9 protein-coding genes are annotated in these 13,321 nt (G+C 40.6%); 2 read left to right on the forward strand and 7 right to left on the reverse strand.

Annotated elements, in window-relative coordinates:
• Positions 1-376: 376 nt before the first annotated feature.
• The 6 genes from BLR60_RS03790 to rhaT all read right to left on the reverse strand — a co-directional run bounded on the left by BLR60_RS03790 (position 377) and on the right by rhaT (position 7,979).
• The gene (locus BLR60_RS03790) at positions 377-1,201 is read right to left on the reverse strand and encodes a transporter (protein WP_090496968.1); all 825 of its coding nucleotides are present in this window, start codon (positions 1,199-1,201) and stop codon (positions 377-379) included.
• Between the two features lie 258 nt (positions 1,202-1,459).
• Positions 1,460-1,819, reverse strand: a complete 360-nt coding sequence (locus BLR60_RS03795) for a winged helix-turn-helix transcriptional regulator (RefSeq protein WP_090496970.1) — start codon at positions 1,817-1,819, stop codon at positions 1,460-1,462.
• Positions 1,820-1,967: 148 nt separating this feature from the next.
• The gene (locus BLR60_RS03800; RefSeq protein ID WP_090496974.1) at positions 1,968-3,350 is read right to left on the reverse strand and encodes an FGGY-family carbohydrate kinase; all 1,383 of its coding nucleotides are present in this window, start codon (positions 3,348-3,350) and stop codon (positions 1,968-1,970) included.
• A gap of 4 nt (positions 3,351-3,354) precedes the next feature.
• Positions 3,355-4,638 (reverse strand): sugar isomerase, encoded by a 1,284-nt coding sequence (locus BLR60_RS03805; RefSeq protein WP_090496976.1) that lies wholly within the window; start codon positions 4,636-4,638, stop codon positions 3,355-3,357.
• A gap of 136 nt (positions 4,639-4,774) precedes the next feature.
• Positions 4,775-6,895 (reverse strand): bifunctional aldolase/short-chain dehydrogenase, encoded by a 2,121-nt coding sequence (locus BLR60_RS03810; RefSeq protein ID WP_090496979.1) that lies wholly within the window; start codon positions 6,893-6,895, stop codon positions 4,775-4,777.
• Positions 6,896-6,911: 16 nt separating this feature from the next.
• Positions 6,912-7,979: an L-rhamnose/proton symporter RhaT gene (gene rhaT / locus BLR60_RS03815; protein ID WP_090497386.1), complete on the reverse strand. Its 1,068-nt coding sequence runs from the start codon at positions 7,977-7,979 to the stop codon at positions 6,912-6,914.
• A gap of 343 nt (positions 7,980-8,322) precedes the next feature.
• Between rhaT and BLR60_RS03820 the strand changes: the two genes are divergently transcribed.
• A complete protein-coding gene (locus BLR60_RS03820; protein WP_090496981.1) occupies positions 8,323-10,995 on the forward strand; it encodes an alpha-L-rhamnosidase in 2,673 nt (890 codons plus the stop codon).
• A gap of 115 nt (positions 10,996-11,110) precedes the next feature.
• Positions 11,111-11,944 (forward strand): SGNH/GDSL hydrolase family protein, encoded by an 834-nt coding sequence (locus BLR60_RS03825; RefSeq protein ID WP_090496983.1) that lies wholly within the window; start codon positions 11,111-11,113, stop codon positions 11,942-11,944.
• Positions 11,945-11,971: 27 nt separating this feature from the next.
• Here BLR60_RS03825 and BLR60_RS03830 read toward each other — a convergent pair whose 3' ends face one another.
• A complete protein-coding gene (locus BLR60_RS03830; protein WP_090496986.1) occupies positions 11,972-13,117 on the reverse strand; it encodes an SGNH/GDSL hydrolase family protein in 1,146 nt (381 codons plus the stop codon).
• Positions 13,118-13,321: the final 204 nt, after the last annotated feature.

Genomic DNA, 13,321 nt, shown 5'->3' on the forward strand with positions numbered 1-13,321 from the left:
CATTGAAATTTGTAAAAGACCACATAAATCCCCAGGCAGGCTGAGAGCAAAATTAACTTGTTGAAGATACTGGTTAGCTTCAAGAGCATTATTTATTAATCATCAAGGATATTCGAACGATCGGCAAAGTTACCTTTTTCTAAATATTTTTAGTGATTTTGATTGTTCAGTTTTGTTAATGCGCCCAGTCTGCGCATTTGAACGATTGTACGGGGAAAGACTTGATTTTCGCCAACTAAAATGGCTGCAGATTCCGCGTAACAACACAAAAAATGCTGGCGTATTTGATACGCCAGCAGAGCGGGACATTGAAAAGCGATGTGCTTGAACGTGTCCCTGCTTTTCTAACCTTTAAAACATTAAATTGTTTTCATAACTATAATCTAAAAGAAAGTCCCAGAAAATAACTTCTCATCGCTTCATGCTGAATGCCATAATTCAGCCCTCCATCTATTTTAATATCTTTAGCCACTTCCAGCTGAAGGGCGGCATTTAAAAAATTGTTCCACTGATGTGCCTGGATATCATAGGTATAATAAGTTTCAGCTACCGCATCGAGTTTTTTAAGCAACGGATGGCTGGCCGTCAATGATTCAAGCAGCTGGGTATGATGCCCTTCCCCATCCTCATTCTGTAACCTGTCTAGTTCTACCTGCATGCCCAGCTTCCATTCTCCTCCCAATTTCAAAGACATTGGAACAATTACACCACCTTCATACCTGTCATCCCGGAGGGCAGATGCGGTGGGAAATTTTAGGTAGGGCAATAGCGCAACGGCAAAATCACCCTTATCGTTCCCTAAAAGGTTTTGCTTGATACGCAGGGTCAAATCACCAATTCCATTACTTCGCTCTGATAGTCCATCCTTGGATTCTTTTTGCGAAATATAGTTTTGCACCACCATTTGTATGGCAGTAGACCCACTTATTCCCAGCTTGAGGTTGGCTTGATTAAAAAGCCTTGTTGTTTTAAGCGAGCCCTCTTCATGCGTTTTTTCCAAACGAAAAAGATCAGTCTCTACTTGAAGATGACCTGCATCGGTCGTGATCGGAGATTCGGTTATATCAGGCCGGTCAGTCTCCATTTCCCGAAGGTTTTCTTTGGGCACCGGATGGAAAAGATTGTAAACCTCTTTATTCTGTGCCTGTAAAGTGGAAACCGAAACCAGAAAAATTGCAGATAGTAATAAAAATTTCTTCATATAGCTGTTGTTTAAAAGCAGAACATTATTTGTTGCTGCATTGTTTAACCGACAAGCTGAAATTCTATCTTCCGGAGGAGTTTAACCCCCTGTGCTGAGGCACTGTTCTTTAAAACATTATGCGAAAATCTTATGATAGTTACACTGGAAATGCTGAACGCCCCTGAAGGCTCAGGACAAGATGTTGCGACCTGATTTTAAGCAAATACTTTGGTAAATTTATTTCCTTATCATGCTTTAAAATTTATGATACCCGTATCATAAATTTAATTTTTTATGCCGCGTTCCCCATTGTTCCATTTGAAGGATGATGGGTTTAAGTTCATAGCCAATTTCTGTTAATTCATATGTAACTTTAGGAGGAACTTCCGCATAAACCGTTCTTGTGATAATATGATTTTCCTCAAGTTTACGCAGCTGTAAGGTCAGCATCCGTTCCGTAATATTGGGAATTGATTTCTTTAATTCCCCAAACCGCATTTTACCATTTGTTAACCAGGAACAGATAACAAGCGACCATTGTCCGCCGATAATGTTTGCGGCATATACTTCAGCACACTCATCAGCTAAAACTTTTTTATTTTCGAAATTTGTTGATGTTTCCTTTATTTTTCCCATTACTTACCTTTTTTATAGTACCCTACAATTAGCTGCTAATATACAAAATCGAATGTTGACGCGCTACTTTTGTATGTGTATTTAAAGAATCCTCATATGAAAAATAAGAATTTAAGCGATAAGGGTTGGTTAAATTCCAGATTCTTCATCAAAATTTTGTTTTTGCTGGCGTGTAAAGTTTTAGGGAAATGATATCATTGGGCATTGGTTTTTCATTCCATGAATTATGAATTGCCAAAGCAGCACCAATGGCGGTTGCCTGTGGCATGTGAGCAGCATAAACCTCCTGATCCGGAAATGCTTCAGCAAGTAAGTGCATAAACACCGAATTCTTACTAAAACCTCCATCAACAAAAATCCTGTTAACGTTTGAACCTTTGAGCACTAATCCGGTAGCAATAAATTGCTGTCTCACTAAATCCAGCATCAGGTCGTGGTACGCCTCATTCACATCGTTATACTGTTGCAGTGGTTTATCTTCAAATTTTAGTGCTGCAGGGGCATCAATCGAAAACTCCTCCCCTTTTTGGGTTAGTTTGGCTATAACATGAGGTGAATAAACCACCTCCCTAAACATGAGTATATCAACTCCGAAATGTTTGGCAAGCCGTTTTGTTTGCTGTTCATAAGCATAACCTGAAAATAGCCTTGATGCTTTGACCTGTTTACCCTCATACTGCATGTAACAAAGCACATCGTTCGTTAATTCATTAACGGTTAGGGCAGCCTGATTGAACGGATTTAATGATATACACCAGGTTCCGGTAGACAACAGTACAAAAGGTTCCCTGAAGCTGATCAGGTAAGGAATCAATGCTGATGAGCTATCGTGAAGACCTACACCCACCTCATATTGTTTTCCCGGAAATATTGCAGGAGATACATGGTTAGCGGGTACAACCGGGGCCAGCTTTTCGGAGATACCTTCTACAGACACCCAATCATGGTAATCTTGCTTTTGAAAATCCCAAAGGTTCGTATGGCATCCCAAACTGGTTTTCTCGGTATAAGCTTTGCCGGTAAGCAAAAAACTCAGGTATTGTGGCAGATGAAGTATGCTATGCACATCTTCGAATAGCGAAGGGCGTTCCTTTTTAAGCCTGTAGAGCTGCATACCCGAATTTAAACTACCCAACACCGGTGACGCTGTTTTTACTGCAAACGCCTCTTCTCCCCCATACTTCATATAGAATTCCCGCTTTAAGTGCTCAGGATATACTTTAAGATAATTGTATAGTGGGGTAAGTGGCTTGCCATTTTCATCAATGTACACCAAACTTGCGCCATACGAAGCAAAATTAATCGCCCTCAGTTCAAACTTTGGATTGTTAAAAACTTCACTAAGCGAATCAAAAACAGAAAGTCTCAAGCTATCGATGTTTTCGCAGGGATCGCCATCTTCATCAATTGTTTCCGTAAACCTGGCCGAACGTTCAAATACGACGCGGTAATCCATATCAAAAAGAAAAAGTTTCTTATTGGTCTTACCCACATCAAAAACGGCGACTACAGGTATCTTCTCATTTCTCATTTTACTATAATCCTGTTGCCGTAGTCGTTTTACCTCTTTCCATGATCAGCTGTTCGCGGCATTTCAATTCCCGGTATAAGTGTATTGGAGAAAGTGCAGCACCCGCACGTTGCCTGGCCTCGGCTACCAAAGGCCTGAAATCCGTTCTAAAGGTATGTTGCAGAACTTCCTGAGCCAGTGCCACGTCGTTATTTTGCTGCGCTTGAGTTAAAGCAGCCCGATCTATCATCAGGGCTTGCGCATAGGCAATCATAATACCTTCTACAGATTGCAACAAATCTTCCAACGGATCTTTCACATTATGAGATGCATCTATCATCCAACCCAGGTTTTTCGCATGGTTCATCCCAGCGGCATCCATACCCTCTACCAGCTCGTTGAAAATCAAAAAAAGTTGATAGGGTTTAATACTACCAGCAGTCAAGTCATCGTCGCCATATTTAGAGTCGTTAAAGTGGAAACCAGCAAGTTTACCCTCCATCAGCAATAGGGAAACGATCTGTTCGATATTAGCGTTTGGCAAATGGTGGCCCAGATCAACCAGGGTTTTCGCTTGATCACCTAGCTTATTCGCCAACAATAGTGATTGTCCCCAATCGCCGATGGTTGTGGAGTAAAAGTTAGGCTCAAATGCTTTATATTCTACATAGAGCTTCCAGTCTGACGGTAATGCTGCATAAATCTGTTGTAAACTATCCAGCGTATTTTGAAATGCATTCCTAAAATTCAGCTGTCCAGGAAAACATGACCCGTCTGCCAACCAAACCGTCAAAGCTTTGGAACCCAATGCCTGCCCCTGTTTAATCACTTCAATATTATGTGCAATGGCCTGGTTCCTAACCGCCTTATCTACGTGCTGCAAAGAACCAAACTTGTAGCTCAGTAAGGCATCTGGCTGATCTTGAAAAGTATTGGAATTTACGGCATCAAAGGCGAGTCCATAACCTTCCGCAGACTTTTTGATTTCATTTATATCTTCAGGAACATCCCATGGAATATGCAGCGAAATGGCGTCTGATGCCGCATTGAGTCGATGGAGCAATCCTACATCTGCGATTTTTTCGGCTAATGTTCGTGGTTCTCCCCCGGTAATGGCGAACCTGCCAAAACGGGTTCCACCAGTACCAAGTGCCCAACTCGGGATGGCAATTTGAAAATCAATCAGTTTTTGAAGTGTTTGGTCAATCAATGTTGACGACCAGTCTTCTTTAAGTGCACTGAATTTTCTATGATGAGAAGAAGATAGTTTGTCGTTGTGCGACTGTATTTGAATATTATCGACGTTCATGTGGTATTTATTTATCTAGTGCCTGGGATTACCTCCCTGGCAGAAAAACCATAATTAAGGCCATACCAGAGTAGTGAACCTCATGTAAGGCATTACTCCTTCTTAACAATGCTGGTATGGCTGGTTAATTTACAAATTATCTTACGAATGCGATGGCTACTCCGCCATCTACATTTAATACGTTACCTGTTGATTTGCTAAGCAGTCCTCCTACAAAGGCAAAGCAGGCATTGGCAATATCTTCAGGTAAAATAATCTGGTTAAGGAGCGTACGCCTGGCATAATATGCAGGCAGTTCTTCTACACTTATACCATAAGCTTTTGCCCGGCCTTCTGCCCAGCCTCCGGCCCAGATATTACTGTCGCTAATTACCGCATCTGGATTAACAACATTCACCCTGATTCCATCTGAACCTAGTTCCGCAGCATTCAACCTACTCAAATGCAACTGTGCGGCCTTTGCACTACCGTAACCAGCATTATTAGGCCCGCTCACTAATGCATTCTTGCTTACGATATTGATAATATCTCCACCTGTAGCCTGTTTTTTAAAGATTGAGGTAGCCACCTGAGTTACCAAAAACTGTCCTTTTACCAAAACATCATATAAAAGATCCCAGTCTTTTTCGGTGTGATCCGCTATTGATTTTGATATGGAAAGTCCGGCATTATTCACCACGATATCTACGCCACCAAACGCTAATGTCGCTTTTTCAAAGGCCTGGTTAATCTGCTCCTTACTGGTTACATCCAATAAGGCAGTAGTAACAGTGTCCCTACCGAATTGCGAAACAAACTCAGCTTCCGCAACGTTCAAACGTTCAATATTCACATCATTGAGTACAATGACAGCTCCTTCAGCAGCAAACTTTTTTGCGATTGCCTTACCAATACCGCCTGCACTGCCAGTTACCAATGCAATTTTACCGGTCAAGGGTTTGGGTTTTGGCATGCGTTGAAGCTTCGCTTCTTCCAACAACCAATATTCGATATTAAATGCTTCCTGGTGTGGTAGCGAAGTGTATTCAGAAATTGCTTCTGCACCCTTCATTACATTAATGGCGTTAATATAAAATTCTGCAGCAACACGTGCGGTCTGTTTATCCTTGGCAAACGTAAACATCCCGATGCCGGGGAAGAGAATTACAACCGGATTCGCATCACGAATAGCAGGACTATTGGGATGTTTGCATTTCTGATAATAATCACCATACATCTTTCTATAATCCTCAAAAGCTGGCACCAATTTTTCTTTGATGGCCTGAGCATCAGAAAGATCAGCTTCCGAATCAAGGTTCAAAACCAAGGGACTGATTTTTGTTCTCAAAAAATGATCCGGACAACTCGTTCCCATGGGTGCCAAACGAGACAAATCATTTGAGTTGATGAATTCCAATACCCTCGTATCGTCAGTGAAATGGCCAACCATCGATTGTTTTGAAGAACATAAACCTCTAAGCACGGATGCAATGGCTGCAGCTTGTGAACTCCGCTTTTCGGCAGGAAGACTATTCATCTTTTGACCACCAAAAACAGGCCCCTTCCTGCCATAACGATCATGGAGGTAAGACGAGCATTTTTCGATAACAGCTAAAGTATTTACATAACTTTCATATGCCGTGTCGCCCCAGGTGAATAAACCATGCGAACCCAGCATAATACCGCGAATGCCGGGGTTTTCATCCAGGCACTGTTTTAGTTGCAGCCCCAGTTCAAAACCTGGTTTTTTCCAATCTACCCAACCTATGGTACCCCCAAATAGTTCTTCAGTAATCTTCTTGCCATCTTTTGCCGCGGCTATCGCGATGGCCGCATCTGGGTGCAGGTGGTCGATATGCTTAAAAGGTAGAAAGCCATGCAAAGGAGTATCAATGGAAGGTGCCTTCGAGTCAAGATCATAGATACAGTGGTTAAATAAGCCCACCATCTCATCTTCAAACTCAACGCCTCGGTATATATTCTGTAAACTACGCAGTCTATCCACATATAGGGCTGCAAGACCACTTTTTTTAAGAGTACCCAAATCTCCACCAGAGCCCTTTACCCACATCACTTCAATTCCGTTTTTTGTTAAGGGATCTACCTGAATCAGCTTGCAGGAGGTATTTCCGCCACCATAATTTGTCAGACGTAAATCTGCGCCCAATAAATTTGAACGATAAATCAGAAGCGCAACCTCGTCTCCGGCCATTTTAGCCGCCTCTTGTTCATCCCACAAATAACTTACATAATTGTAATTAGTTTCGTTAACCGACATATGATTTTTTTATAATTTATCTTAAATAGTTTCCATAACCTACGATGAGTATGGATAAAATAATCAGGAAAATACCACCGTAAATTGTTGCATAGGTTTTTCTGCTTACCCCTTTCCACTCTTTCAAAACAACTCCCCAAACGTTGGCAATTAAAATGATAAAAGCCATGTGCAATATCCAGGAGCTAGGTCCATTACCCAATCTACTCTCGCCCATCCCGTAAAAAAAGAACTGAAGGAACCATGTGGTACCAGCAAGTGCAGAAAAGATATAGTTTCTGATTAATGGCGTTTTACGGTTAGTGTAATCACCAATTGTTTTATTCCTAATATTAAGCAGTACACACCAAAAAAGATTGGTGGCGAGTCCGCCCCAAAGAATAACCACGTAGGTTACATTGTTCTGGAAGAGAAACGCTCCCTGGCTTGGATTTGCAGTTTTCCAAATCAGGTTAGCCTGATGAGCCATGTCTTTACCTGCATCGATACCAAAAGCAAAACAGGCACTGAGCAGACCTGAAACTATTGATACGATAAGGCCCAGACCAATCCTAAATTCAGGTTTATGCTCCATATTTTTAAGTTCCTTATCTTTAAGCATTCCTGCTCGCCCACAAACAATAATTCCAAAAATACAGACCAGAAGCCCAGCTAAGACCATTATCCCCCATGATGAACTGCGAAGCAAAGTGAATGTATCTTTTCCTGGTGAGGGAAAGAAATCGTAATATATTGAGGGAACGAGTGCACCGAATACAGAACAAAGCCCCAAAATAATAGAACTCCCTAAAGATACGCCCAGGTATCTAACCCCTAATCCATAGGTCAATCCACCTATCCCCCAAAGCAAACCGAAAAAAAAGGTGAGTAATAAGATACCACCATCAGTTTTATGAATAATCTCAACAAAATCTGGAATGGTAAGCCAGGCAGCAAGTGGAGGCACGATTAGCCAGGAGAACACACCACCTACAATCCAGTAACTTTCCCAGGCCCATCCCTTAACTTTTTTGTAAGGTATGTAAAAGCTCCCTGAGGCAAAGCCGCCTATAAAATGGAAAATCACCCCGAATAATGCTTGCATAACTATTGAATATTTGGTTTCCATAAAATTAAACATCCTGATTAAGCCAACCGTTATTAACTGTCCTGTCTTGTACCGACGATTAGATATAATCCATTAATGTTATATACCGTAATTTTGACTAAAACCAGTTATCGCTGATGCTCGAATAAAAGGGTTATGCATTCCGGCCCCTCACCTGATAGGACATTTAATCATTTTAAGGACTAAATTTTAGCAAACAGTTGGGGATAGTTGCATTTTTATTTTTCGTTATTTTCAGCCCAAATTATTACTGCAATAATTTTAAATTACCAGTCCTTAATTTTTTGGCATTCATATCCCTTTCACAACATAAAGCATAATGAAAATATTAAAAGTAAATTCCTTAAAATACCTATTCGTCTTCAGCCTGATTTTTATCAGCATACCATCAGTAAATGCAACGGAGATTGTAAAGTTGAAATGCGAACATCTGGTAAATCCGATAGGAATTGACAATCCAAATCCACGCTTATCGTGGATGATGGATGATGAAAGGAAAGGCGCCCTACAGCGTGCTTACCGAATTATTGTTAGTACAGATTCTTTGCAACTCAAAAACAAAATGAATGTGCAATGGGATACGGATCAGGTTCATTCCGGGAATAGTTTGATTACCTACAAAGGCAGGGCTTTACTGCCGTTTACTAAATATTTTTGGCGGGTAGAAGTTTTGGATAAAGACAGCAAATTAGTTTCGTCGCGGATTTCGAGTTTTGAAACCGGAATGATGGGTGCTGAAAACTGGAAGGGAACCTGGATCAGTGATGGAAAAGATATCAATACCCGTCAGGCACCATACTTTAGAAAAGTTTTTGAACCTGTAAAACAAATAAAATCTGCCAGAGCTTATATTGTAGCTTCAGGATTATACGAACTTTATTTGAACGGGACAAAGGTTGGCAATCATCGCCTCGATCCAATGTATACGCGCTTCGATAGAAGGAATTTATACGTTACTTATGATGTAACCGCTAACCTTAAACAAGGTAAAAATGCTGTTGGCGTTATTTTAGGAAACGGCTGGTACAATCACCAGGCTATGGCGGTTTGGAACTTCGATAAAGCCCCATGGAGGGCAAGACCAGCATTTTGTTTGGATTTGAGGATTACTTACACTGATGGCACAACCGAGGCCATAACTTCCGGAAGCGACTGGAAAACAAGTTTTGGGCCAATTATATCGAACAATATTTACACCGCCGAACATTATGATGCAAGATTGGAACAAAAAGGATGGAACAAAGCCGATTTTGATGATACTAAATGGCACGGAATAAGTTTAAGGGCAAGCCCTTCAAAAAATATTGTTTCTCAAACCATGTACCCTATCCGCAATGTGGAGGAAATAAAAGCGAAAAGCCTCCGCAAATTTAATGATACCACTTACTTATACAACTTAGGCAGAAATATAGCTGGTGTGAGCAAAATAAAAGTCTCAGGCAAAAAAGGAACAATAGTCAAATTAAAACACGCAGAGCGACTGGATGCTAATGGCCGTGCTGATTTATCCAATATTGATGTTTATTATCGCCCGACAGATCATACCGACCCATTCCAAACCGATATTTTTATCTTAAACGGTGAAGGTGAGGAAGAATTTATGCCCCTATTCAACTACAAAGGTTTTCAGTATGTTGAAGTTTCATCAAGCGAACCTGTTAAACTGGAAGAGAAAAATTTAGTCGCTTATTTTATGCACAGCGATGTTCCTTCAACCGGTAAAATAGCTTCTTCAAACCCTTTGATTGATAAAATCTGGTGGGCCACCAATAATTCTTATTTATCAAACTTGTTCGGTTTCCCAACAGATTGTCCGCAAAGAGAAAAAAACGGATGGACAGGCGATGGACACTTCGCCATAGAAACCGGATTGTACAATTTTGATGCATTAACCATTTACGAGAAATGGTTGGGTGATCATCGTGATGAGCAGCAACCGAACGGCGTTTTGCCAGATATTATACCGACCAGTGGTTGGGGTTACGGAACGGCAAACGGTACCGACTGGACCAGTACAATTGCCATTATTCCCTGGAATATTTACATGTTTTATGGTGATACAAAAGCCCTGGCCGATAATTACAAAAACATTAAACAATATGTTAATTACGTGAACAACATCAGTAAAGATGGCTTAACCACTTTTGGCAGAGGCGATTGGGTCCCTGTTAAATCTACTTCGAACTTAGAATATACCTCTTCTGTTTATTTTTATGTTGATGCCGATATTTTGGCTAAAACCGCAAAATTATTCAATTATCAAAATGATTATTTGGTTTATAGCGCATTGGCTAAGAAAATAAAAAAAGCGATTAACGATAAATACTTTGATGCAACGAATGTTACCTACGGCTCTGGTGTGCAAACTGAATTAAGTATGGCGCTCCAGTGGAATATTGTTGAAGATCAGTACCGCGCAAAATTAGCGGCGAATTTGGCTAAACGTGTTGCCGCAGATGGTATGCATATTGATGTTGGCGTACTGGGAGCCAAGGCGGTTTTAAATGCTTTAAGTGATAATGGCCAGGCAGAAACAGCTTACAAACTTGCTGCACAGCATACCTATCCGGGCTGGGGCTGGTGGATTGTGAATGGTGCAACAACCCTGCACGAAAATTGGGATATGCAGGCCACCAGGGATATTTCCGATAACCACATGATGTTTGGCGAAATTGGTGGCTGGTTTTTTAAAGGGATAGGTGGCATTAAAATAGACGAAAAGCAGCCCGGATTTAAAAATATTTTGTTGCATCCGCATTTTGTGGATGGATTGGAACACTTTACAGCAAGCCATGAAAGTCCGTACGGTACCATTTTATCTTCATGGAAGAAGAATAAAAACGGTATAAAGTATGATGTTAAAATCCCTGCAAACTCCACTGCCAGTTTAGAAATTCAGGTTATTTCAGGTAAAAAGATATATTTAAATGGAAAAGTGGTTGCTAATAAACAAGAATTATCTGCCGGAAGCTATTCTTTCGAGATGAGATAACAGATCATTTCCCTTATCATCTCCTTATACCATTTTGGTGATGTTTAGCCAAACAAATCAGGTTGGCAATTGGCAATTAATCCAATCCTGAAATGATACATTAAAAACCTATAATATGATGAAAAACCTGCTGTTTTTGCTAACGCTTACTTTGATGTCTTTTCGCCTGGAAACCAACAAGATAACCTGGGTGGCCATTGGAGATTCCATCACCTATCTCAATGATCACCTTGCAGAAACCGGTAACCGTGTGAGCAAGGGATACCTCACCAGGGTGTCAGATGAGTTAAAGTTTTTGAATTACATTAACAAAGGTTATAATGGCTGGACCGCTGCTGCAGTTGCAGAAAGGATTGAAAGCTTAGAAGTCCCAAAGGCTGATGTTTATACGGTTTTTTTAGGAACTAACGATTGGTGGGCAGGAAGACCAGTGGGACAGATAGAAGATTATAAATCAAACAAGGGTTACAGCACCTTCTATGGTTCAATAGCCGTTATCGTTAATGCCATTAAGAAGTTAAGTCCAAAGGCCAGGATCATACTCATCACCCCAATGCAGCGGGCCGACTTTGTATATATAGCAGATAAAAATAATAATGCCTATGGTTCATACAAAGAAAAAGCAGGGCAAACCCTGGAAGATTTTGCTGATGCTATTCTCAAAATCGGGGCCGAAAGTGATTTAAAGGTAATCGACCTGTATCATGATAAATCCCTTGGTCTGAAGAAGCTTGTAAAATTTAAACGACTGAAAATTCCGGGAACAGGGAATTATAAAAATTATTCATTGAAATCTTCATTTAATATACCCTTTAATCCGCAGAAGGATGATTATCCATATCCTCCAGAAGCCATTCAAATGACATACGACGGTTTGCATCCATCTGACAGCGGCAATCAGGTAATCGCAAATAAACTAATTAAAGTACTAAGTTCATTGGAGCACTAATACTTACCATTTATTTTATTGAAACGATCATTTGATAAAAAGTCCGCAAATCATTTGTGCATACCACCTGGAAAGATAGTCATTGGGATGGTTGACATTGTTTCCGGTCATATCCTGGTAGGCTTTATGCCTGAGTAATTCCCTGTGTACACCAGTCATATCTACAACTTCCACGTCCGTTGAAGCAAGTTGATTTAAAACCTGTAGATATTGTCCTTGTAAACCATCCTGAACTGCCAGGGGATTAGCCAACATAGGTGCAATCAGTATAAATTCTGCTAAAGGATGATCAGACTTTACTGTTTTAATTATAGATGAAATTTGATTCTTGAAATCTTCAGCACTAACATGCGAAGCACCATCATTCATTCCGAATCCAATAATCACCACATCTGGTTTTCCTGGCGAAACCAGCGCTGAAGCCTGTTCTGCCCCCCATCTCGCCATTTTACCGGCCACCGATGGATTATAATATGTGATCTGGCTTTTAAAATGTTGCTGGAGTTTCCAGCTAACGAGCTCTGGCCAGCCTGGCATATAAGGAGGGCCACCAATAAAGCCGCTTGCATTGTAACCGGTTTCAATGCTATTTCCGTAAAAACAAAGTTTTACTGACTGCCGATCCTTTAACCGTTTTTTACTTCTGGCGAGCTTCATTTTGTTAATAAACGGCCTGGGCCCCACCCAGTTGGATGGTCTGGTTTTCTTGTAGGTGACCAAAATCTGCCTGGATTGGAAAAACAAACCTTCCTTAAATAAGATGTATTCTCCTTCTTTTTTTGCGGCCATTGATAGACCGGTCTTGAGCGTATTAAACTGTAAATCAGTGATTTTAAGTGTTGGAATAGCTAAATCTGTTAAAATTTTTAGCTTGCCATCTTTTAAAGTCCAGTCTACTTCCTGTTTATAGCTGATAGAATGATCTGCCGAGGTAACGGATAATATTTTTTTTGCCGGAAATAGAAGGCTGGCACTAAATTCTTTCCCTGATTGAATAACCATTACTGATTCATCTATAAGAATAGGTGTTTTCCAAAAAGGATTCATATACTCATCAAGATCGATATACGGTGTATATTTAGCCTCATATAAAGACTTAGTCTGCCCAAAAACTTCAAGTGAAGGATAAAGTAAGGTGGCCAGAAACAGCCAAAACAAAATTCTATTGCCCATTTTAGTCAAGAAATAAAGTATCGAAAGCCTTAAATAATACAAGTGTTGGATATATCATAAGTATAAAATTGCCGTAAGCGTTTAAGATTAGCTTCGCTGAGCACATCGCGGCTCCCGCATGCGCGGGAATAAACACGGCCCTGGGGAATTCTAGTAGGGGTTTCTGTTGATCTGCCGTTATCCTAAAAGAAAACCGGCCGGCAA

It is taken from the genome of Pedobacter terrae, assembly GCF_900100705.1.
GTDB lineage: Bacteria > Bacteroidota > Bacteroidia > Sphingobacteriales > Sphingobacteriaceae > Pedobacter > Pedobacter terrae.

Bases quoted from the DNA above. Each gene is read 5' to 3' on its own strand.
- BLR60_RS03810 (WP_090496979.1), bottom strand. From the start codon at position 6,895: ATGTCGGTTAACGAAACTAATTACAATTATGTAAGTTATTTGTGGGAT.
- BLR60_RS03795 (WP_090496970.1), bottom strand. From the start codon at position 1,819: ATGGGAAAAATAAAGGAAACATCAACAAATTTCGAAAATAAAAAAGTT.
- BLR60_RS03805 (WP_090496976.1), bottom strand. From the start codon at position 4,638: ATGAACGTCGATAATATTCAAATACAGTCGCACAACGACAAACTATCT.
- BLR60_RS03825 (WP_090496983.1), top strand. From the start codon at position 11,111: ATGATGAAAAACCTGCTGTTTTTGCTAACGCTTACTTTGATGTCTTTT.
- BLR60_RS03820 (WP_090496981.1), top strand. From the start codon at position 8,323: ATGAAAATATTAAAAGTAAATTCCTTAAAATACCTATTCGTCTTCAGC.
- BLR60_RS03800 (WP_090496974.1), bottom strand. From the start codon at position 3,350: ATGAGAAATGAGAAGATACCTGTAGTCGCCGTTTTTGATGTGGGTAAG.
- rhaT (WP_090497386.1), bottom strand. From the start codon at position 7,979: ATGCAAGCATTATTCGGGGTGATTTTCCATTTTATAGGCGGCTTTGCC.
- BLR60_RS03790 (WP_090496968.1), bottom strand. From the start codon at position 1,201: ATGAAGAAATTTTTATTACTATCTGCAATTTTTCTGGTTTCGGTTTCC.
- BLR60_RS03830 (WP_090496986.1), bottom strand. From the start codon at position 13,117: ATGGGCAATAGAATTTTGTTTTGGCTGTTTCTGGCCACCTTACTTTAT.